This window comes from Mycobacterium ahvazicum, assembly GCF_900176255.2.
Lineage (GTDB): Bacteria > Actinomycetota > Actinomycetes > Mycobacteriales > Mycobacteriaceae > Mycobacterium > Mycobacterium ahvazicum.
Window position 1 is genome coordinate 599,272 of record NZ_FXEG02000002.1, and the last position, 21,823, is coordinate 621,094.

Sequence of the window (21,823 nt, forward strand, 5' to 3'; positions counted from 1 at the left end):
CCGACTGACATGACATTGAATGGTGGCCCCGATGACCAACTTTCGGCACCGCAGGTGAAGCCGAACGCGATACCGGAACCGATCGCCGTCATCGGCCTCGGTTGCCGGCTGGCCGGTGATGTCAGCACCGCCGAGGCGTTCTGGGATTTCCTGCTCGCCGGCGGCAGTGCGGTGCGCGAGGTGCCCGCCGACCGGTGGGAGCCCTATCTGTGGCGCGACCCGCGCAACGCCGCGGTACTCAAGGACACCACCCCGTGGGGCACGTTCATCGACAACCTCGCCGGTTTCGATGCCGAGTTCTTCGGGGTCTCGCCGCGCGAGGCCGAGCTGATGGACCCGCAGCAGCGGCTGGCCCTCGAGGTCAGTTGGGAGGCGCTCGAACACGCCGGCGTGCCGCCCCGGTCGCTGGCCGGCAGTGACACCGCCGTGTTGATGGGCGTCAACTCCGACGACTACGGCAAGCTCCTGATGGAGGACCTGCCCGGCATCGAGGCGTGGACCGGTATCGGCACCTCGCTGTGCGGGATCGCCAACCGGGTGTCACACCTGCTCGACCTGCGCGGCCCCAGCGTGGCGCTCGACGCCGCGTGCGCGGCCTCGCTGGTGGCGGTGCACCAGGCCTGCCAACTGCTGCGCTCCGGCGAGACGACGCTGGCGTTGGCCGGTGGCGTCAGCGCGCTGATCGGACCGGGATTGACCCGGGTGCTCGACCAGGCCGGCGCGACGGCTCCCGACGGTCGCTGCAAGACCTTCGACGCCGCCGCCGACGGCTACGGTCGCGGCGAGGGTGCGGCCGTGGTGGTGCTCAAGCGGCTCGCGGACGCCATGCGCGACGGCGACCGGGTACTTGCCGTGGTCCGCGGCGGCGCGGTCGCCCAGGACGGCCGCACGGTCGGCATCATGTCGCCCAACGGCGCCGCCCAGGCGGATCTGTTCCGGCTGGCATGCCGGTCCTCGGCCGTCGACCCGGCCACCGTCGATTTCATCGAAGCCCACGGAACCGGCACTCCCACAGGCGATCCCGTCGAAGTGGGCGCGCTGGCGCAGGTGTACGGAGCCGCCCGTCCCGACGACGATCCCGCGCTGGTCGGGTCGGTCAAACCGAACACCGGCCATCTCGAGGGCGGTGCCGGGGCCGTCGGCCTGATCAAGGCCGTGCTGGCCCTGCACCACGGCAGGATTCCGCCGACGGCGGGCGTGCGCAACCTCACCCCGTCCGTCGACTGGGCCGGCAGCGGCCTGCGGGTGCCGACCGTGGCGCAGGACTGGCCGCGGCGGCCGGATCACCCGCGCCGGGCGGCGGTCTGCAGCTACGGCTACGGTGGCACCATCGCGCATGTGCTGCTCGAGGAGGCACCGCCCGCGACCGCTCGGCTAGCCACGAGATTGATTGGGCCGGTGGCGATTCCGCTGTCGGGTCGTTCGGAGAGCCGGCTGAGCGCACAGGCCGCCGCACTGGCCGAGCACCTCGACGGCCGCGACATCGCCCTGACCGAAGTCGCGGCGACACTGTGGGCCCGCCGCAGCCACGAACCGATGCGCGCGGCCGTGGTCGCTGCGGGTTCCGAGGAACTTCTGGGCGGGTTGCGCACGCTGGCCGACGGCGGGCGCGACGCCGCCGTGGTGCGCGGCACCGTGCTGTCCGGTGCGCAAGACGGTGCGGTGTGGGTGTTTTCGGGGCACGGCTCGCACTGGCCGCGGATGGGCCAGGAGTTGCTGGCCGGCGAACCGGCGTTCGCCGCAGTGATCGACGCGATCGATCCGATCTTCGGCGCCGAACTCGGCTTCTCGGCGCGCGTGGCGCTGACCCGCGGCGAACTGGGCGGCACCGATCAGGTGCAGGCGCTGACGTTTGCGATGCAGGTCGGCCTGGCCGCGGTGCTGCGTGAGCGCGGCGTTCGTCCCGCGGCGGTGATCGGACACTCCGTCGGCGAGGTCGCGGCCTGCGTGACCGCGGGAGTGTTCGACCTGGCGCAGGGTGCGGCCGTGGCGTGCTATCGCGCCCGGGGTTTCCGCAAAGTGATGGGTCAGGGCGCGATGGCGCTGGTACCGCTGCCCTTCGCCGATGCCCAGCAGCGGCTCGGCGCGCGCAGCGACGTGGTGGCGGCCATCAGCGCGTCGCTGACCTCGACGGTGATATCGGGCACCGTCGCGGCCGTCGAGGAGGTGGCCGCCCGCTGGGCTGGCGACGGTCTGATGGTGCGCCGCGTCAGAACTGACGTTGCGTTCCACAGCCCGGCGATGGACGCACTCACCGCCGATCTGGCGCGGCTCACCGGTGCGCTGCCGAAGCCATGGCCGGCCCGGATTCCGCTGTACACCACCGCGCTGGCCGATCCGCGGTCCTCGGCGTCGCGTGGACCGGATTACTGGGTCGCCAATCTGCGCGACCAGGTCCGCTTCGCCGAGGCGGTTTCGGCGGCGGCCGAGGACGGCCACCGGCTCTTCCTCGAGGTCTCGGCCCACCCGGTGGTGTCACACTCCATAGCGGAAACGTTGCTGCACTTGGATATCGAGGCGCACGCGGCCGTCGGTGTACTGCGCCGTGACCAACCGGCACGGCGTTCGGTCGCCGCGGCGGTCGCCGCGCTGCACTGCTACGGCGCACCCGTGGCCCACGGCGTCATCGCGGCCACGCCGTGGGCCGGCGACCTGCCGGGCACCCAGTGGCAGCACCGCGACTTCTGGCGCATCCCGAGCGCGCCGCCCGCCGGCCGCGGTGTCCACGACGCCGACAGCCACACCCTGCTCGGGGGCCGACTCGACGTCACGGGCACGGTGCCGGCGCGGGTCTGGGAAACCCGGCTGGACATGTCGACCCGGCCCTACCCCGGCAACCATCCCGTGCAGGGCACCGAGATCGTGCCGGCCGCGGTGCTGCTCAACACCTTCCTGACGGCCACTGAAACGGACGTAACCGACCTGACCGAGGTGCATCTGCGCACACCGGTTGCGCCGGGCCGCACCCGCGACGTGCAGGTGGTGCTGCAGGATCAGACGCTGGCGATCGCCACCCGCCTGGTCGACGACGACGGTTCCGACGTCGGTGGCTGGCTGACGCACTGCACCGCGGTCGCCGTCGCCACCGACGGCCGCGAGGTGCCGCGGCTCGACGAGACCGCGATCCGGGTCCGCTGCACCGAGCAGTTGCCGCCGAACAGCGTGGTGGACAAGCTGGCGAAACTCGGTGTCGCCGAGATGGGTTTCGGCTGGGAGGTGGTCGACCTCTGGGCCGCTGACGGCGAATTCCTGGCGCAGGTGCGGGCCGAACCGGACGGGTCGCATCCCTCGACGTGGGCCGGCCTCATCGATGCGGCCACCTCGGTGGCGTCCACGGTATTCGACGGAGCGCCCCGGCTGCGTATGCCCGCTCGCATCGAGCGGGTGAGAGTCGTTGGCAAACCCTCTGATTCGGTGCTGCTGCACGTTCGCCGCCGCGATCAGGGCACCAGCACCGACGTGACTATCGCGTCGCTGACCGGGCGGCCGCTGGTCGAGGTCACCGGCATGACGTTCGAGGAGCTCGAGAACAGCGGCGGCGACATAGCGCGGGTCGTGCACCGAATCGACTGGAAAACAACCCCTTTCGACGCCACAGCTGTGCCGGCCGAAGTGGTGCTGGTGGGCGGCGATCCGGCCGTCCGCGCTTGGTGCGAACGCGACTTGAAAGCCGCCGGCGTCGCCCACCGGGTGTGTGCCACGCCCGCGGACGTCCCCGCCGATCTGGACCCCGAGTCCGTCGTGCTGGTGTTGCCTCGCGCCTCCGAGAGGCCGATCGAAGCCGTGGAAACGGTGCTCGAAACCCTCAAAGCACTTGTGCACCAAGATATCTCGTCGCGTCTGTGGACCCTGACCCAGGGTGTGCACGAGGGCGCCGACGTGAGCCGTTCCCCACTGTGGGGCTTGTCGCGGGTGGCCGCGACCGAGCATCCCACGCTGTGGGGTGGCGTGCTCGATCTGGCCGAGGACCGGCTGCCGCTGGGTGCGCTGACGCTCAGCGGCCACGCCGTGGTGGTGGTTCGCGGCGGCGTCGCACTGACCGCCCGGATGGCCGGCATCGTCGGCGCCGCCGGACCGGCGATGGAATGCAGCCCGGCCGGCACCTATCTGGTCACCGGTGGGACCGGTGTGCTGGGCCTGCGTATCGCCGAGCGATTGGCGGATCTGGGTGCGCGCCGCGTGCTGTTGTTGTCGCGGTCCGGCCTGCCGGAACGCTCGCAGTGGGCGAGCGCGGACAATCAGGCGCAGATCCGCGCGGTGGCCGCGCTGGAGGAGCGCGGTGTCTGGGTGCACTCGGTCGCCCTGGATATCGCGGCCCCTGGTGCGGCCGACGAACTACGCTCCGTGCTGGCCGGCCTGCCGCCGGTGCGTGGCGTGATTCATGCCGCCGGCGTGGAAGCCGGTGTGTTCCTGGTGAACACGACGATCGACGAGATCGCGATGACCATGCGTCCGAAGGTCGACGGGGCGCTGGTCCTGCACGAGATGTTCCCGCCGGGCGAACTGGACTGGCTGGTGCTGTATTCCTCCTGCGGATACCTGGCCGGTTTCCCCGGACAGGGCGCCTACGCCTGCGGCAATGCCTTCCTGGATGCGCTGGCCCGGCACCGGCGCGGGCTCGGCGATGTCACGACGAGCGTGGCCTGGACCGCTTGGCGCGGCCTCGGTATGGGCTCGGACTCCGCATACATTGCCGCACAACTGGATGCGCTGGGCATGGACACCGTCGGCGCGGACGACGCACTGCGTGCCCTGGATGTCGCGATGCGTTCACAGGAGGCCAACCCGGTGGTGCTGCCGGTGCTCCCGGAGGCCGCGTCGGTGCCGATCCTTGCCGACATCGCCGCCGCGGTCGCCGCGGATTCGGTTGTGTCGCAGCAGGATTTGCCGGTAGTGGGTCCGGGCGACATGGACACCGAGGAGTGGGTGAGTCAGCAGGTACTCACGGCGGTGGCCGCCGAACTCGGCCTGCCCGCCGACAGCGTCGACACCAGGATGCCGCTGGTCGAAATCGGCGTCGACTCGATCATGACGGTCGCGCTGCGGCGTCAGCTCGAGAAGCAGACCGGGCTGGCGTTGCCGCCGACGCTGCTGTGGGAACACCCCACCGCGGCCGCGGTCACGGCGCGCATCGTCGAGCTACTTGATAACGAGATCGCTTCTGCCGCAACCGAAGACGGTGCACCGGTGGTGTAGCTACCGGTCAGTTACCCCCGAGCTGGTGAGCCTGCGTCCGCCGGTGCGTGGGTTCGCAGCCGGGCGGTTGCGGCGGTGTCGGCAGCAGTGCTTTGCGCTGACGCACCGCGATGGGTTTCGGCGAGTCCGTCTTGAGCACGAGTTCCTCGCCGGCGTGCCGGATGGCCAGCTCGCCGCTGTCCCCGTCGCTCAGGGTGTAGGTGACGTCGTTGTGGTTGGCGTCGACGATCAGCCGGAAGGCACGCCAGCGCACCCGGAACCGCAACCGGGTGATGCCGTCGGGCAGCGCGGGATCGATCTCCAGGATGCCATCGTCGTCGCGCAGGCCGCCAAAGCCCGCGACGATCGCCATCCAGGCGCCGGCCAGCGACGCCATGTGCAGCCCGTCGCGGGTGTTGGAGTGCAGGTCGCGCAGATCGATCAGCGCGGCCTCGTAGGCGTAGTCATGCGCCAGCTCCAAATGCCCGACCTCCGCACACATTACGGCCTGGCAGCATGCCGACAGCGACGAGTCGCGCACCGTGCGCCGCTCGTAGTAGTCGACGTTGCGGGCCTTCTGCTCGGGCGTGAACGCATGGCTCTGCCACTGCATCGCCAGCACCAGGTCGGCCTGCTTGATCACCTGCGCCGGGTACAGCCGCACATACGGCTCATGAAGCAGCAGTGGATATTTGTGCCGGTTCTCGAAATCCCACTCCGCGAACTTGGTGAAGCCCTCGCACTGCTGGTGGACACCGAGCTCTTCGTCGTAGGGAATGTGGACCGCGTCGGCCGCGTCCCGCCACGAGGCGGTCTCCTCGTGGGTGACGCCCAGCGCTTCGGCCGACTCGGGGTGACGGTTGCAGGCATCGGCGGCGACCACCAGGTTGTGCGCGGCCATCAGATTCGTAAAGACGTTGTCGCGCACGATCGCGGTGTACTCGTCGGGGCCGGTGACCCCCTCGAGGTGCCAGACGCCGTGGCGGTCATGGTGTCCGAGCGACATCCACAGCCGCGCCGTCTCGACCAGTACCTTCAGCCCGCAATCGGCCTCCAGCGACTGATCGCCGGTGACCACGCGGTAGCGCTCGAAGGCCATCGCGATGTCGGCGTTGATGTGGAAGGCCGCGGTGCCGGCCGGCCAGTAACCGGAACACTCCTGGCCGCGGATGGTCCGCCACGGGAAGCTCACACCCTCGAGGCCGAGTTCTTTCGCGCGGTCCCGGGCCATGTCCATCGTCGACGCCCGCCAGCGCAACGAATCGGCGACCGCGTGCGGCAGCGTGTAGGTGAGCACCGGAAGCACGAAACCCTCGGTGTCCCAGAACGCGTGGCCGTCGTAACCCGTTCCGGTCAGCCCCTTGCTGGGGATGGCGCGCCGCTCGGCGCGGGCGCTGGCCTGCACGAGGTGAAAGAGCCCGAACCGCACCGCTTGCTGGGATTCCGAGTCGCCCTCGACCTCGACGTCGGCGTTTTCCCAGAAGTCGTCGAGGAACTCGCGCTGGGCTTTCAGCAGCCCGTCCCATCCGCTGTAGCGGGCGCTGTGCAGCGCGGCGGCGACCTGGTCACGCAGCGCGGGCCGGGAGCGCTGGCTGGACCAGCCGTAGGCGAGGTATTTGACGATGCGCAGCTTCTGGCCCGGGCGCAGCCCGCAGATCACGGTGGTGCGCGCCAAGTCCGAACTCGCGTCGTTGGTGACCTCGACCCGCCCGGGCACCTCGACGATGTGATCCATTCCCGCGGCCATCATCAATTGGCTGGCCCGGGTCCGGTGCATCAGCAGTGCGCCGCAGTCGGTCTCGTCGTGTTCGACGGCCTCCAGCGGCTTTTCCAGGATGGCCGCCACCCGGGGGTCAGCCGACGTCGTCGGCTGGTCCTCGTTGGTGACGAGCTCCGATTGCACTGTGACACGGACGAACTCGTTGACCGCCTCGACGCAGTACTCGATGGCGGCGACGCTGCGGTGGGCCAGTGAGACCAGCCGGGTGGACGTCACCTTGACTTCCTTGCCCACCGGCGAACGCCAGTGCGCGTTGCGGGTCAACGTTCCGGCCTTCAGGTCGAGAACCCGTTCGTGGGAGACGAGTTCGCCGTAACGGACATCGAACGGCTCGTCCTCGACGAACAGCCGGATGATCTTGCCGTTGGTCACGTCGACGACGGTCTGACCGGCCTCCGGGTAGCCATAACCGGCCTCGGCGTAGGGCAGCGGCCGGATCTCGTAGAACGAGTTCAGATAGGTGCCCGGCAGGCCGTACGGTTCGCCCTCGTCGAGGTTGCCGCGCAGCCCGATGTGCCCGTTGGACAACGCGAAGAGCGATTCGGACTGGGCGATCAGGTTCAGGTCGAGCCGCGTCTCGCGGACTACCCAGGGTTCGACGGGGAAGGCTTCCTGGGTGATCATGCCTTGGCCTCGGTTGAATCCCCGAGCAATTCCGCGAGGTCGGTGACCACGACGTCGGCGCCGCTGCGACGGAGATCTTCGGCCTGGCCGACTCGGTCGACACCGACCACGTAGCCGAAGTTCCCGGCATGACCTGCTGCCACCCCCGACAGTGCGTCCTCGAACACGGCGGCCGCGTCGGGGGCGACGTCGAGTAGCTGCGCCCCCCGCAGATAGGAGTCGGGCGCGGGTTTGCCTTTGATGTGCTCCTCGCGCAGCGTCACCCCGTCCACGCGCTGCTGAACGAACCGCTCCAGCCCGGTGATCTCGAGCACCTCGCGGGTGTTGGCGCTCGACGACACGACGGCGATGCCCAGGCCCGCGGCCGAGACCGCCTCCAGGTAGCGCCGCGACCCGTCGAACACCTCGACGCCGTCGCGCTCGAGCACCTTCTGGAACATATCGTTCTTGCGATTGCCCAGGCCGTAAACGGTTTCGGCGTCGCCGGAGTCGTCGTGATCGCCGTCCGGCAATTCGATTCCCCGGCTCTGCAGAAACGACCGGACCCCGTCTTCGCGCTTCTTGCCGTCGACATATGTCCGGTAGTCCGCGGCGGCATCGAACGGCACGAACTTCTCCCCGGTGCGCTCGGCTCGCTGGGACAGGTAAGCGTCGAACATGGCCTTCCAGGCCTTGGTATGCACGCTTGCGGTGTCGGTCAGCACCCCGTCGAGGTCGAACAGGCAAGCACGCACCTTCTCTGGCAGACCCAGCACAAAGGATCCTCACTGTAGGGAGTAGTTGGGCGATACCACTCCACCATGCTTGACCGCAGGTCGCCAGCGATCTCACATACTTGCCGCCCGCCGGACGATGCGAACCATCTCGGCGGGGTCGGGCGGCCGGGATTTGTCGGTGGTGGTCGCGATGATGTCGTTATGTCGTTGACCGCCTCGCCGAGCGTCGTTGAATCGCGTCCGCCGGATCGTCTGGGGGTGTTGTTCGAGGAGTTGGCGGAGTTGGCCGGTCAACGTAATGCCATTGATGGGCGCATCGTGGAGATCGCTGCCGAGATCGAGCGCGACGAGCTGTGCGGGGCCACCGGTGCGCGCTCAGTGGCGGCGTTGCTGGGCTGGAAGCTGGCCCTGTCCTCGGCGAATGCCCACACGATCACCACGATCGCGGGCCGGCTCGAGGAGTTCCCGCGGTGTGCGGCGGGCATGGCTGAGGGTCGGCTGTCGCTGGATCAGGTCGGCGTCATCGCCGCCGGCGCGGGTCAGGGATCTGATGAGCACTATGCGGGGTTGGCCGAGGTCGCCACGGTCCGCCAGCTGCGTACCGCGGTCAAACTCGAACCACGACCCCAGCCCGACCCGCGGCCCGAACCGGCGCCCTCGATCACCCAGACCTCGGACGAGGAGTTCACGTGTTGGCGGATCAAACTCCCCCACCTAGACGCCGCGAAGTTCGACGCCGCGCTGGCCTCACACCGTGACGCGCTTTTCGCCGAATGGAAACGCGACCACGCCGAAAGCGACCCCGAGCACAGGCCCCCGCTGCCGAACGCCACCGACGCGTTGATGCGGCTGGTGGAGGCCGGCTGGGATAGTGAAGCCACCCGCCGCCCGCACGGGCAGCACACCACCGTGGTCGTGCACCTCGACGTGCAGCAGCGTGCCGCCGCGCTGCATCTGGGTCCGCTGCTGACCGACGCCGAGCGCCGATACCTGACCTGTGATGCCACCTGCGAGGTCTGGTTCGAACGTGACGGCGAGGTTATCGGTGCCGGGCGTGCGACGCGGGTGATCAACCGGCGGCTGCGCCGCGCCCTGGAGCATCGAGACCGCAGCTGCGCGGTGCCCGGGTGCGGGGCCACCCGCGGCCTGCACGCCCACCACCTCCGGCACTGGGAAGACGGCGGCCCCACCGAACTAGCCAACCTGGTGCTGGTCTGCCCGTACCACCACCGCGCCCATCACCGCGGCCTGATCACCCTCACCGGACCCGCCGACGCGCTCACCATCACCGACGAGGACGGCCGACCACTGAGCGCAGCCCCCACCCGACGTCCCACCCTGCCCCGGACCCACCGGCGAACGCGCCCACTGGTGGTGGTACGACCCCTTCCAACCCCAACCACCACCAACCAACTAACCCGGCCCGATGCTGAAGCTCAAACACACAGGGGCATAACGAAATTCATTCACGCCACCCGACACGCAGGCGTTCATGGCAGTTAACCCGCGCCGTCCGCTCGGGCGATGCCCTGGATGACCCGCAGCCGTCCGTCCGACAACGCTGCGGTCAGGTTCTGCGCCTTGTCGGCGAAGTCGGCCACGAAGGCGTGCAGCCCCAGCGGGCCGGCGGGCTGAGCCAGCAGGGATTGCATGACGGCCCCAGCCTGTTCGGTGAGATCGTTCCACTGTTCCACGACGAATCCGCAAGACTGGATGACCGAACGCAATTCGTCTGGGGCGACCAGATGGCTGTGTGCGGGCTGATCGGCCCACGGTAGCGGATAGGACAGTTCGCGACCATCGCCAATGGTGATGTCCCACAAGGCAAGACGGCCGCCGTTGACCAGCACCCGGCGGGCTTCGGCGTACAGGCGCGCCTTGTCGGCCACGTTCATCTGGACATGCTGGCTGATCACGGCGTCGAAGCCGGCATCCGCGAAGGGCAGCGCGGTCACATCGCCCTGGTGAACCGATATCCGGTCGTCCAGCCCGACGAGCTGGTTGAGCCAGCGGTGTGTTTCGCAGTATTCCTCGGTGAGGTCGACGGCCGTGACGGTGCAGCCGAAGCGGTCGGCGACGTAACGCGCGGTGCCGCCGACCCCGCTGCCCGCATCGAGCACCGCACTCGCACTGGTGATCCCGGCGAGGTCCACCAGCGCACCCGTCGCGATGCGGCCCATGGTGTGGAAGTCCTCCAGCAGGCCGAGGTCGGCGGGTGTCAGCTGCTCGAGGTCCTTTCCGGCGGCGAGCAACGCCTGCTCGATGTTGTGCTGCGAGAGGCCGGTCGAATACTGGGTTACCTGGCTGGTGTTCATGCGGAGATCCTTTCGGTGTGCTCACTTCGCCACAGCGGCGATTGCCCGGACAGTTGAGGATGTGCGGGCCGGGGGTGCTGCTGAAGCCGGTCGAACCGATCAAGCCGATGCATCGGCATCAGCGGGATCAACATGAAACTCCATAGCTGGCGTGCGAAATTGGCTGCGGTAAAGCGGGTTTCCGGCACATTGACGTAACGCCGTGCGATCGTCAGGAAGTCTTCGGGTTCGACGCCGGCGACATCGCGCACATGCGTGGTCGGGCCGCCGACCTCCCAGCTCCCCAACGCGTGTTCGGGCAGGTAGTAGCGCAAGCTGGATTCGAAGAACAGGTCGGCGCCGAGCCGCTTCTTGTAGACGCGCACCGCGCGCATGAACATCCACGCCGGAACGTCGACGTGCCGCACGCGTCGGCCCAACGCCTCACCGATCGCGTCGGCGATCTGCGCTCCCGAGAGCAGGTCCGGTCCTGTTGGCCGGTAAGAACGGCCGTCGTGCCGGTGTGGATCGAGCAGCGCACCCACTGCGACCCGGGCGATGTCTTCGTTGGAGGGCGGCGCATTTCGGCCGGCGCCGGTCGGTGTGGGCAACACGCCGAGTTGAGCGGCGACGGGGACCAGCTGCAGATAGTTGTCCGCGAAATAGCCCGGGTCGACGGCCACATGCGCGGTGTCCGGCAGCAGCTCGAATAGCTTCTCGGTCAACCAGGCATGGCGGGTCATCAACGAGGGATGCTGCGGGCTGGCCAACCACTGCCCAAGCGCCACTACGGCTTCGGTACCCGCCTGCCGGGCGGCCACGGCAAAGGTGACCGCACTGTCGAGCGCGTGCGGGTGGTACGGAGCGTTGAAGAACAGCCGGTCGACCCCGTCCATCGCGGCGGTGACCTGTTGAATGTCAAACATATCGGCGATGACGACTTCTGCTCCCAGCCGGCGTAGCCGCGCGCTGCGTGCGTCTTCGGAGTGCACGACCGCCCGGGTGGCGACACCCTTCTCGAGCAGCTGGGCGGCGACCGCACCGCCGACTTTTCCCGTCGCGCCGGTGACCAATACGCGAGTGTTCATGCGTCTTCCCTTTCCATTTGAGGAGCGATTTCCAATTGCCGTGCCGGTAGCAGAGCCGCGACGGCGATCGCCGCGGCCAGTGCGATTGCCGCGCACACCAGCGAGCCGACGTGCAGGCCGTCCAGGAACGCGCGATTGACCGCGTCGCGCACCGGGCCGGCGTGCTCCGCGGGAAGCTGTTCGATCACCTTGTGCGCCACAGCCATTGAGTTACGCATCGCGGCGGTGACGCCGGCCGGAAATGTGGCCAGCGCGGGCGCGGAGCCCAGGTGTGCCGAGTAGACCGACGCGAAGACGCTGCCCACGATGGCAACACCCAGGGTGCCGCCGAGCTCACGCGTGGTGTCGTTGACGGCCGAGCCGATCCCGGCCTTGTCCGCGGACAGCGATCCCATGATCGATTCGGTGGCCGGTGAGAACGTCAGTCCGAGGCCGCCGCCGAGCAGCAACATCTGCGCGGCGATCTCGGTGTAGCTCGTCGCGGCGTCCGCGGTCGATGCCCACGCCAGGCCGGCCGCGAACACCGCCAGACCCCCGGCCACGACGGCGGTGGTGCCGATCCACTCGACCAGCCGCGGCCCCAGGATGCTGGCTACCGCGATCGATATGGCGACCGGCAGTAACCGCACTCCGCTCTGAAAAGCGCTGTACTCCTTGATGAATTGGAAGTACTGCGTGATGACGAAGATAAAGCCGAACAAGGTCAGAAAGCCCGCGGTCACTGCGAGGCTGCCACCGGAGAACCGGCGATTGGCGAACACCGTGACGTCCAGCATGGGATGGGTGCTGCGTCGCTCCCACCATGCGAACCCGGCGAGCAGGACAGCGGCGGTTGTGAATCCGACCGCGGCGCGGGGGCTGGTCCAGCCCCAGGTCGGCGCTTCGATGACGGTATAGACCAGCGCCGTGACGCCGGCCGCCGACAGCGCCAAGCCGGGCACGTCGACGCGTGGTGCCGCGGGGTCGCGCGAAGTCGGCACGAACAATACGGCGCCGGCGATGGCGGCCACCGCGATCGGGATGTTCACCATGAAAATGGCGCCCCACCAGAAATGTTCGAGCAGCCAACCACCGCTGATCGGCCCCACTGCCACGCCGATACCCACCATCGCCGCCCACAGCCCGATGGCCTTGGCGCGGGGCACCGGGTCGGTGAAGATGTTCGTGATCAAGCCCAGTGTGGTCGGGAAGATCAGCGCGGCACCCACGCCCATGGCGGCCCGCGCCGCGATCAGCTGATCCGCGGAGTTCGCCTGTGCCGCAAGGCCCGACGTGATCGCGAATAGCGCGAGGCCGGCATTGAGCCAACCTCGTCTGCCGTAGCGGTCGCTGAAGCTGCCGGCCGACAGCAGCAGCCCGGACATGACCAGGGTGTAGGCGTCGACGATCCATTGCAGCTGCGAGGTGCCGGCATTGAGCTCGCGTGCCAGCGTGGGCAGGGCGACGTTGACGATGGTGGCGTCGACGCTGATGACGAAGACGCCGAGGCAGATGACGGCGAGCGCGAGATTCTTACCCATGGACGAGACAGTAAATCTGATAGACAAATAAATCAACCAACAAATGGAAAAATATGTCCGCCGCTGGTAAACTGCGGTGGTGCGGACACGCAACTACAACCAGAACTGCCCGATCGCGCGCGGCCTCGACGTCTTGGGTGAGCGCTGGACGTTGCTGATCCTGCGTGAGCTGATCGGAGGACCGCGGCGCTACGGCGACCTGCGCGCCGAATTGCCCGGCATCGCAACCAATCTGCTGGCCGAGCGCCTCAAGGAGCTGCAGGACGCCGGGCTCGTCCACCGAACCGACCTCCCGGCGCCCATCGGGCGCACCGTCTACACGCTCAGCGACCTGGGCTGGCAGCGGGTGCTGCCGATCATTCAGAGCATCGCGTGGTTCGGTCTGGACCGGCTGGATCCGATCGACGAAGGCCCGGTCACGCCGCTCAACGGGTTTCTGGCCGGCATCCTGCTGGGCTTCGACTCGGGCAAGGCGGCCGGGCTGGAAGCGACGTGCCGGGCCGAAATCGACGGTCGCCGTTTTGATTTCGTGATTACCCAGGGACGCCTGGCCGGCGCGCGCGGCGAGCCCCCGGTGACGATCACCGCCAGTGCGGCAGATCTCGTGACGGCCCGTCTCGCGCCGGGCGACGCCAAGCGCAAGGCGGCTTTGCGGCGAATCGCCTTCACCGGCGAGCCCGAAGCCGTGGAGACCCTGCGTCGGGTGTTCTCGCTGTAAGCGTCAACCCTCGGGCTTGAGCAGGGCGTCGATCAGCGCTTGGGCGAGGAACTTGCCGTAGCGAGTGGCCGACCAACCGCGTTCCAGGACAAGGAGTTCGTAGAGCTCGGGTGCGTGGTAGGTCCACAGAATATCGCGCGCTTCCTTGGCGCTGACTCGCAGCTGTCGCGTCCCGGCGAGATCTGCCGCGAACATCGTCATGCCGGCCAGCGTTTCCTGCCGCGTCTGCTTCCAGACCTCGCCGGCGTCCGGCGACGACGCGGCGCCATCACGCGCGAGCAGTTGGACCGGAGCGCTGCGCGGCATGGTCGCGGCCAGGTGCTTGGCGTACAGCTGCAGTTTGCGGGCCGCATCGGTTTCATCGGCAACGGCCTGGATCACGTCTCGCTGGACCATCGGGATCGGCTCGTCGTCGCCGGCGACGGACACATCGAAGAGCGCTTTCAGCACGCCGGCCTTCGTCGTAAACGCCTTGTACACCGTTTCGACCGACACGGCCGCGTCCCGTGCGATTTCGGCGATCGTCGTCGCCGCATAGCCCTGGGCCAGGAACCGCTGCCGGGCGGCCGCGAGGACCGCGTCCCGATTGCGCTGGGCCTGCTCGCGGCGACGGGTCGAGTCGTAGCGGCGGGGAGCCTGCTTGTTGACAGATCCCATAATTAAGTACATTCTCCTGTATTGAATACTAATAACTGTATGAAAATAGGGAACGTGACATGACAAGTGCAACATGCCCCGCCGTCAGCCTGTCGAACGGTGCCGACTCCATCGCGGTGGCAGGCGCCCTGACACCCGAGATCAGCCGGCGTGCCGATGAAGCCGAGGCGCTCGGGACATTGCCCCTCGATCTGGTCGAGCAACTGCGCGCGGCCGGCATCTTCCGTGCCATGCAGCCGCGCTCGCTCGGCGGATTCGAAATAGCCCCGGTCGACATCATTCAGATGATCGAGGAACTGGCGCGTGCCGACGGTTCCACCGGCTGGGTTGCCGCCATCGGTGGCGGCGCACCCGCGTTCACCGCCTGGCTTGAACCAGCCGTCGCCACAACGCTGTTCGGTTCGGACGCCGACTTCTCATCGGCGACGATCTTCGCGCCCACCGGGCGGGCCGTGCCGGACGGTCGCGGCCGGTTCGGCATCGACGGGCGATGGCCGTTCGCCAGTGGTTGCCGCCACGCCGAGTGGATACTGGCCGGTGTCTTCGTCTTCGACGGCGACCAGCCGCGAATGATCCCCGAGCAAGGGCCCGACCAGCGGCTGGCGTTCTTCCCGTGCGCCGAGGCCGAGATCGTCGACAACTGGGACGTCCTGGGGTTGCGCGCCACCGGCAGCAACGACGTGGCCGCCCGAGCTCTCAGCGTTCCCGACGAGCACACCATCAGCCCGTTCTTCCATCCGGCCCGCCACGACGGCCCGTTGTGGCGAATTCCGTTCTTCACGCTCGCCGGGATCGGCATGGTCGGTGTCCCGCTCGGCATCGCGCGGCGCGCCCTCGACGAATTCACCGATCTCGCGACGACGAAGCTGCGCGCCATGGCGCCCGAGCCACTGGCGCAGGATGCCGCGGTCCAGGTCGAGTTCGCCAGTGCCGAGGCCGGTTTGAGGTCTGCGCGGGCATTCGTACTCGACGAGGTCAGTGCGCTGTGGGACACCGCCATCGCCGGTGACCCGCCTTCGCTTGAGCAGCGTGCCGGCTTCCGGCTGGCGGCGTTGGCGGCGATGCGCGCGGCACGTCAGGTGGTCGATACGACGTTCGGGTTGACCGGTGCGGGCGCGGTACACGCGAATCACCCCCTGCAACGCTGCTTTCGGGACCTGCACACCCTGGGCCAGCACGCCTACTTCAGCCCGTCGGCCCTGAAGCGCTACGCCAGCACCCGCTTCGGCATTGCCCAGCCGACCTACCTGATGTGACGTGTGGCCAAGTCCCCGGCCTCACCGCCGAACACTAGACTCGTGGCCGTGGCTGAACCTGCTGACCTCGACCCCGATCTTGGTGACGTCGGACCCCCGACCCGACCGGTATTGGTAGTCGACTTCGGCGCGCAGTATGCGCAGTTGATCGCCCGTCGCGTGCGGGAAGCGCGGGTGTTTTCCGAGGTCATCCCGCACACCGCCTCGATCGAGGAGATCAAGGCCAAGGATCCCTTGGCGCTGGTGCTCTCCGGCGGGCCGGCCAGTGTGTATGCCGAAGGCGCCCCGCAACTGGACCCGGCGGTGTTCGACCTCGGCGTGCCGGTGTTCGGCATCTGCTACGGGTTTCAGGCGATGGCGCAAACGCTGGGCGGGACCGTCGTCCATACCGGCACCAGCGAATACGGTCGCACCGAGCTGAAAGTGCTTGGTGGCGAATTACATTCGGGACTGCCGACGGCGCAGCCGGTCTGGATGAGCCACGGTGACGCCGTCACGGCCGCGCCCGAGGGGTTCGATGTGGTGGCCAGCAGCCCCGGCGCGCCGGTCGCCGGCTTCGAGAACCGGGCCCGACGCCTGGCCGGGGTGCAGTACCACCCCGAGGTGATGCACAGCCCGCACGGGCAACAGGTGCTCAGCCGGTTTCTGCACGACTTCGCCGGGCTCGGCGCGGAATGGACGGCCGCCAACATCGCCGAGGCGCTGACCGAACAGGTACGGGCCCAGATCGGCGACGGCCATGCGATCTGCGGGCTGTCCGGCGGGGTGGATTCCGCGGTGGCCGCCGCGCTGGTGCAGCGGGCCATCGGGGACCGGCTGACCTGTGTCTTCGTCGACCATGGACTGTTGCGCGCCGGTGAGCGCGCGCAGGTGCAGCGGGACTTCGTCGCCGCCACCGGCGCCAACCTCGTCACCGTCGACGCGGCCGACACCTTCCTCGAGGCGCTGTCGGGGGTGACCAACCCCGAGGGCAAGCGCAAGATCATCGGCCGCCAGTTCATCCGGGCCTTCGAGGCCGCGGTGCGAGACATCTTGAGCGACACCGGATCTGAAGTCGACTTCCTGGTGCAGGGCACGCTGTATCCGGACGTGGTGGAGTCCGGCGGGGGCAGCGGGACCGCGAACATCAAGAGCCACCACAACGTTGGCGGTCTGCCCGACGACCTGAAGTTCAAACTCGTCGAGCCGCTGCGGTTGCTGTTCAAGGACGAGGTGCGCGCGGTCGGCCGGGAACTGGGTCTGCCGGAGGAAATCGTTGGGCGCCAGCCCTTTCCGGGTCCGGGACTGGGTATCCGGATCATCGGCGAGGTCACCGCGCAGCGGCTGGACACGCTGCGGCGTGCCGACTCGATCGCCCGCGAGGAGCTGACCGCCGCGGGCCTGGACAACTTGATCTGGCAGTGCCCGGTGGTGTTGCTGGGCGAGGTGCGCTCGGTGGGTGTGCAGGGCGACGGCCGCACCTACGGGCACCCGATCGTGCTGCGGCCGGTGTCCAGCGAGGACGCCATGACCGCGGACTGGACCCGGGTGCCCTACGAGGTACTGGAACGCATCTCGACCCGGATCACCAACGAGGTCCGCGAGGTCAACCGGGTGGTGCTGGACATCACCAGCAAGCCGCCCGGCACCATCGAGTGGGAATAGGTTTTCGCGCAGCTACTTCACGAATTCGCTTCTGCCGTAAGCAATATCGGCTGCTTGCCAGTTGCCGCCAGCCGCACTGACGAGCCGGCGGGCCAGGTCGCGGTCGTCGTTGGCGGCGATCAGGACCAGGGTGTGGTCGGTCGCGGTGACGGATCCGCCGCGCAGCCGGTCGCGGGCGGAAAGATCGGCCGTCAGCGCGGTGGCGAGGCGTTCGATGTCGACATCCGGCACGGTGATCATGAGCGCGTTCTCCTGCGGTGCGGTCTGCGGCAGGTAGTCGAAGGACAGCACCGATTCCTGGCCGAACTGACGGCGCAGTGCCTCGGCGGCGGTATGCAGGGCGTCCTCGGTGCCGCACAGCTGGAATTCATGCGAACGCTCCCGGGTGATTCGCTGCTGCGCCTCGGACCAGTACACCCCGTCGAGCGGCTTGGACCCGGTGACCGTCACGCCGTTGAGGGCGAACGTCAGGTCGGCCTCCGGCTCGAAAAAGGGATCACCGTTGTCGGCGGCGAAGAATTCGGCCGGTTGACAGCTCCCGACCTCGCTTCGAGCCGGCGGGGGCACCACGATGGCGCCACAAATGAGCACCAGAAGCCACAACAGCACCGACCGCATAAGCAGCCTCTCCCGTTTCTTGACGGTTGTCGGAGGGTGGGTGTTTACTCGAATCAATCGAACATATATTCGAAAATAATCGAGGATCTGCTGGTAGGAGGCTATATGACGGCGGCTGTCGCCTCCGACCTGGATCGGGCGGAACAACTCGAATCGCTACGCCGGCAGATGGCGGTGTTGTCCGGGAAATCGCCCGGGAGGCCCGCCGCCCGCCCCGATGGCCTGCTGCCCGAATCGGAGTCCGGGCTGCCGGTCCCGCAGTGGCTGGCCGAAGCGCTACCCACGCAACTGCCCAAGGGCACGGTGGCGGTGCTGTCGGGAGCGCGGTCGCTGCTGCTGAGCATGGTCGCCGCGGTGACGGCGGCCGGGGGAAACGCGGCCATCGTCGGCCAGCCGGATATCGGGCTGCTGGCCGCGGTGGAGATGGGGGCGGATCTGAGCCGGCTCGCCGTGATACCGGACCCCGGGACCGATCCGGTGGAAGTGGCCGCGGTGCTCATCGACGGCATGGATCTGGTGGTGCTCGGGCTGGGCGGGCGTCGGGTGCCGCTGACCCGGGCGCGGGCGGTGGTGGCTCGCGCCCGGCTCAAGGGCTGCACCCTGCTGGTCACCGACGGCGACTGGCAGGGGGCGCCGACCCGGCTGCAGGCCCGGGTCAGCGGCTACGAGATCACGGCAGGTCATCGCGACGCCCCGGTTTGCGGATTCGGACGCATCAGCGGAGTGCGGCTGCAGGTCAGTGGGGTGTGCGCGGGGAGACGGGTGACCGGCCGCCGGACGCGAACCGGGTGAGTTCGAATGTCTTCCCGGGTGCTGGCCATTTGGTGCATGGACTGGCCGGCGGTCGCGGCGGCGGCAGCGGCGGAGGTATCCATGACGACCCCGATCGCGGTCGCCCTGGCCAATCGGGTGATCGCCTGCTCGTCGGCTGCGCGTGCGGCCGGAGTGCGGCGAGGGTTGCGACGCCGCGAGGCCGCGGCCCGTTGCCCGCAACTGCACGTCGCCAGCGCCGACGCCGACCGCGACGCCCGCTTTTTCGAGGGGGTGATCGCGGCGGTCGACGACCTGGTGCCTCGCGCCGAGGTGCTGCGGCCCGGCCTGCTGGTGTTGCCGGTGCGCGGAGCGGCCCGCTATTTCGGGTCCGAACAACAGGCCGCCGAACGGCTGATCGACGCGGTGGCCGCAACCGGGGCCGAGTGCCAGGTCGGGATCGCCGACCAGCTGTCCACCGCGGTCTTCGCCGCCCGGGCGGGTCGTGTCGTCGCGCCCGGCGACGATGCGAAGTTCCTGTCGGTGCTGTCGATCCGGCAGCTGGCCACCGAGCCGAGCCTGTCCGGTCCGGGGCGAGAGGAGCTGACGGATCTGTTGTGGCGGTTAGGGATTCGCACCATCGGTCAGTTCGCCGCCCTGTCGGCGACCGACGTGGCTTCCCGGTTCGGCGCCGACGGGTGCAGCGCACACCGGTTCGCTCGCGGCGAGCCCGAGCGAGGCCCGTCCGGGCGGGAGCCCCCGGCCGAACTCGAAGCCGTGCTGGATTGCGATCCGCCGATCGACCGGGTCGACGCCGCGGCATTCGCCGGACGCTCGCTGGCCGGCACGCTGCACCAGATGCTGATGTCCGCCGGGGTGGGATGCACCCGGCTGTCCATTCACGCCGTCACCGCCAACGGCGAAGAACTGAACCGGGTATGGCGGTGCGCCGAGCCGTTGACCGAGGACGCCACCGCCGATCGGGTGCGCTGGCAACTGGACGGGGGGTTGAGCAGCCGGGCCGCCCGCAATCCCCGCCCCACGGCGCCGGTGACATCGCTGCGGCTGCAGGCGGTGGAGGTGGTGTCCGCCGAGGCGCTGCAGCTGCCGTTATGGGGCGGCCTCGGGGAGGAGGACCGGCAGCGGGCCCGCCGCGCCCTGGTGCGGGTGCAGGGCCTGCTCGGGCCGGAAGCGGTGCGGGTGCCGGTGCTGTCCGGAGGTCGCGGACCCGCCGAACGCATCACGCTGACCCCGCTGGGTGACGAGCCGGTTCCGCATGCCGACCCGGCGTTGCCGTGGCCCGGTCAGCTGCCAGACCCGTCGCCGGCGGTACTGCTCGACGATCCGGTGGAATTGCTTGACGCCCAAGGGAATTTGATACGGGTGACCGGCCGGGGGATGTTCTCCGCCGACCCGGTGCGCCTGGTCTCCCGCGGCTGCGACGACCCGCTGCGCTGGTGGGCCGGCCCGTGGCCGGTCGACGAGCGGTGGTGGGATCCGGACCCGAACTCGACTGGTTCGCCGGGCCGCACCGCCCGCGCCCAGGTGTTGCTGGAAAGTGAGCGGGCGTTGCTGCTGTGTTATCGCCAGCGGCGGTGGTACCTCGAAGGAATCTACGAGTAGGAGGGTCAGTACCGGCCGAAGGCCACGGCGACGTTGTGGCCGCCGAAGCCGAACGAGTTGTTGAGCGCGTAGCGGTAATTGCCGGGCCGCGGCTTGCCCGCCACCACATCCAGGTCGATCTCGGGGTCCAGGTTTTCCAGGTTCAGGGTCGGCGGGATCACCTGATCCCGCAGCGCCAGCACGGTCAGGATCGACTCCACCGCGCCGACCGCCCCCACCGAGTGGCCCAGCGCGGCCTTGGGCGCGTACACGGCCGCTTTGTTGCTGCCCAGCGCGTTGTTGATGGCCTTGGACTCGGCCAGGTCGCCGACCAGGGTGCCGGTGGCGTGCGCATTGACGTGGTCGATATCGCCGGGCGTCAGCCCCGCCAGCTGAATCGCCCTGCTCATCGCATGCCCGGCGCGTGCGCCGTTGGGGTCCGGCGCCACCATGTGGAAGCCGTCCGAGGTGATGCTGGCGCCCATGATCCGGGCCAGGATGTTGGCGCCCCGGGCCTTGGCGTGCTCCTCGGTTTCGATGACCATCAGCGCGCCGGCCTCGCCGAACACGATGCCGGTCCGGTCCCGATCGAACGGACGGCACGCCCCGGCCGGGTCGTCGTTCTTCGTCGACAACACGATGCGCATCTGGCCGAACGCCGCGATCGCGACCGCTTCGATCTTGACCTCGACACCGCCGCAGATGGCGATATCGGCCTCGCCGAGGACGATACTGCGCCAGGCCTGCGCGATGCCTTCGGAGCCGGAGGCGCACGCCGAAATCGGGGTGAGCACCCCGGCCCTGGCGTGTCGTTCCAGCCCGATCGCCGCGGCGGGGGCGTTGGGCATGTACTTCGCCACCGCCAGCGGCGAGACCCCCTGCATGCCGCGGGCGCGGATGTCGTCGTAGCTGAATACTATTTGCTCGGCCGAGCCCAGGCCGGTGCCGACGGACACCAGCAATCGGTTGGGGTCGACCTCGGGCGATCCGGCGTTCTCCCACAGCCGGCGGCTCAAAATTGTGGTCATCTTCGGCAGCCAGCCCATTCGGTGGCGCTCGGCACGTGTCAAACCGTGGTCGAAATCCTCCAGCAGGTGCCCGCCGATGCGTACCGGGAGATCGTAGTGCTCGACAAACGAGTCCTCGAGCGTACGGATACCGCTTTGGCTGTCCAGCAACAACTTCCAAGTGTTCTCGGCGTCGGTCGCCACCGAGGTTGTCATGGCAATGCCGGTCACCACTACGTTTGGTAGTGCCTTCCCCGTTACCAGCTCTGTCATCGCGAAGGTCCTTCCAGCCTTCCAGTGTTGACTAACGCAACCCCACCTAGATATCCACCTATTCCAGCGTCGCTGGGCGGGTTCTGTCAACGGAAGCCGGC

General features: G+C 68.7%; 13 protein-coding genes and 2 pseudogenes. 7 read left to right on the top strand and 8 right to left on the bottom strand.

The features are described 5' to 3' along the window. Positions 1-9: 9 nt before the first annotated feature. Positions 10-5,196 carry a type I polyketide synthase gene (locus tag MAAFP003_RS05180; protein WP_096290895.1) on the top strand — a complete coding sequence of 1,729 codons (5,187 nt, stop codon included), beginning with the start codon at positions 10-12 and terminating at the stop codon, positions 5,194-5,196. Between the two features lie 7 nt (positions 5,197-5,203). Here the strand turns inward: MAAFP003_RS05180 and MAAFP003_RS05185 are convergent, their stop codons facing one another. Continuing rightward, a complete protein-coding gene (locus MAAFP003_RS05185) occupies positions 5,204-7,579 on the bottom strand; it encodes a glycoside hydrolase family 65 protein (protein WP_096284988.1) in 2,376 nt (791 codons plus the stop codon). Further along, a pseudogene (locus tag MAAFP003_RS05190) lies at positions 7,576-8,381 on the bottom strand (beta-phosphoglucomutase family hydrolase). Before MAAFP003_RS05190 ends, MAAFP003_RS05185 begins: the two are co-directional and overlap by 4 nt. A gap of 115 nt (positions 8,382-8,496) precedes the next feature. Here MAAFP003_RS05190 and MAAFP003_RS05195 point away from each other — a divergent pair. Continuing rightward, positions 8,497-9,712 (top strand): annotated as a pseudogene (locus MAAFP003_RS05195) (HNH endonuclease signature motif containing protein). A gap of 82 nt (positions 9,713-9,794) precedes the next feature. Here the strand turns inward: MAAFP003_RS05195 and MAAFP003_RS05200 are convergent. From MAAFP003_RS05200 to MAAFP003_RS05210, 3 genes are read right to left on the bottom strand one after another with little or no spacing between them, the layout of a single operon-like run. Next, complete coding sequence (locus MAAFP003_RS05200; protein ID WP_096284992.1) at positions 9,795-10,610, bottom strand: class I SAM-dependent methyltransferase; 816 nt, start codon at positions 10,608-10,610, stop codon at positions 9,795-9,797. Next, entirely contained in the window at positions 10,607-11,677 is a 1,071-nt protein-coding gene (locus tag MAAFP003_RS05205) for an NmrA family NAD(P)-binding protein (RefSeq protein ID WP_096284994.1), read from the bottom strand. Before MAAFP003_RS05205 ends, MAAFP003_RS05200 begins: the two co-directional genes overlap by 4 nt. Then, a complete protein-coding gene (locus MAAFP003_RS05210) occupies positions 11,674-13,197 on the bottom strand; it encodes an MFS transporter (protein WP_096284996.1) in 1,524 nt (507 codons plus the stop codon). Before MAAFP003_RS05210 ends, MAAFP003_RS05205 begins: the two co-directional genes overlap by 4 nt. Positions 13,198-13,276: 79 nt before the next feature. On the opposite strand from MAAFP003_RS05210, the gene MAAFP003_RS05215 reads away from it, so the two are divergent. Then, the gene (locus tag MAAFP003_RS05215; RefSeq protein WP_096290896.1) at positions 13,277-13,915 is read left to right on the top strand and encodes a winged helix-turn-helix transcriptional regulator; all 639 of its coding nucleotides are present in this window, start codon (positions 13,277-13,279) and stop codon (positions 13,913-13,915) included. Between the two features lie 3 nt (positions 13,916-13,918). Here MAAFP003_RS05215 and MAAFP003_RS05220 read toward each other — a convergent pair whose 3' ends face one another. Further along, complete coding sequence (locus MAAFP003_RS05220; RefSeq protein WP_096284997.1) at positions 13,919-14,572, bottom strand: TetR/AcrR family transcriptional regulator; 654 nt, start codon at positions 14,570-14,572, stop codon at positions 13,919-13,921. Between the two features lie 59 nt (positions 14,573-14,631). Between MAAFP003_RS05220 and MAAFP003_RS05225 the strand changes: the two genes are divergently transcribed. Together MAAFP003_RS05225 and guaA are read left to right on the top strand one after the other, a co-directional pair. Then, positions 14,632-15,828, top strand: coding sequence for an acyl-CoA dehydrogenase family protein (locus MAAFP003_RS05225; RefSeq protein WP_096284999.1), 1,197 nt, complete (start codon positions 14,632-14,634; stop codon positions 15,826-15,828). 48 nt (positions 15,829-15,876) lie between these two features. Further along, positions 15,877-17,472 (top strand): glutamine-hydrolyzing GMP synthase, encoded by a 1,596-nt coding sequence (gene guaA / locus MAAFP003_RS05230; protein ID WP_096290897.1) that lies wholly within the window; start codon positions 15,877-15,879, stop codon positions 17,470-17,472. 12 nt (positions 17,473-17,484) lie between these two features. Here the strand turns inward: guaA and MAAFP003_RS05235 are convergent, their stop codons facing one another. After that, a complete protein-coding gene (locus tag MAAFP003_RS05235) occupies positions 17,485-18,090 on the bottom strand; it encodes a hypothetical protein (RefSeq protein WP_096285001.1) in 606 nt (201 codons plus the stop codon). 105 nt (positions 18,091-18,195) lie between these two features. On the opposite strand from MAAFP003_RS05235, the gene MAAFP003_RS05240 reads away from it, so the two are divergent. Continuing rightward, a complete protein-coding gene (locus MAAFP003_RS05240; protein ID WP_096285003.1) occupies positions 18,196-18,882 on the top strand; it encodes a hypothetical protein in 687 nt (228 codons plus the stop codon). 6 nt (positions 18,883-18,888) lie between these two features. Beyond that, positions 18,889-20,463: a Y-family DNA polymerase gene (locus MAAFP003_RS05245; protein ID WP_207768469.1), complete on the top strand. Its 1,575-nt coding sequence runs from the start codon at positions 18,889-18,891 to the stop codon at positions 20,461-20,463. A gap of 5 nt (positions 20,464-20,468) precedes the next feature. Here the strand turns inward: MAAFP003_RS05245 and kasB are convergent, their stop codons facing one another. Beyond that, positions 20,469-21,722, bottom strand: coding sequence for a 3-oxoacyl-ACP synthase KasB (gene kasB / locus MAAFP003_RS05250; RefSeq protein ID WP_096285007.1), 1,254 nt, complete (start codon positions 21,720-21,722; stop codon positions 20,469-20,471). Between the last annotated feature and the right edge of the window lie 101 nt (positions 21,723-21,823).

Excerpts from the sequence above, each read along its gene's own strand:
- MAAFP003_RS05180 (WP_096290895.1), top strand. The coding sequence starts at position 10 with ATGACATTGAATGGTGGCCCCGATGACCAACTTTCGGCACCGCAGGTG.
- kasB (WP_096285007.1), bottom strand. The coding sequence starts at position 21,722 with ATGACAGAGCTGGTAACGGGGAAGGCACTACCAAACGTAGTGGTGACC.
- MAAFP003_RS05235 (WP_096285001.1), bottom strand. The coding sequence starts at position 18,090 with ATGCGGTCGGTGCTGTTGTGGCTTCTGGTGCTCATTTGTGGCGCCATC.
- MAAFP003_RS05220 (WP_096284997.1), bottom strand. The coding sequence starts at position 14,572 with ATGGGATCTGTCAACAAGCAGGCTCCCCGCCGCTACGACTCGACCCGT.
- MAAFP003_RS05205 (WP_096284994.1), bottom strand. The coding sequence starts at position 11,677 with ATGAACACTCGCGTATTGGTCACCGGCGCGACGGGAAAAGTCGGCGGT.
- MAAFP003_RS05210 (WP_096284996.1), bottom strand. The coding sequence starts at position 13,197 with ATGGGTAAGAATCTCGCGCTCGCCGTCATCTGCCTCGGCGTCTTCGTC.
- MAAFP003_RS05185 (WP_096284988.1), bottom strand. The coding sequence starts at position 7,579 with ATGATCACCCAGGAAGCCTTCCCCGTCGAACCCTGGGTAGTCCGCGAG.
- MAAFP003_RS05245 (WP_207768469.1), top strand. The coding sequence starts at position 18,889 with ATGTCTTCCCGGGTGCTGGCCATTTGGTGCATGGACTGGCCGGCGGTC.
- MAAFP003_RS05200 (WP_096284992.1), bottom strand. The coding sequence starts at position 10,610 with ATGAACACCAGCCAGGTAACCCAGTATTCGACCGGCCTCTCGCAGCAC.
- MAAFP003_RS05240 (WP_096285003.1), top strand. The coding sequence starts at position 18,196 with ATGACGGCGGCTGTCGCCTCCGACCTGGATCGGGCGGAACAACTCGAA.
- MAAFP003_RS05225 (WP_096284999.1), top strand. The coding sequence starts at position 14,632 with ATGACAAGTGCAACATGCCCCGCCGTCAGCCTGTCGAACGGTGCCGAC.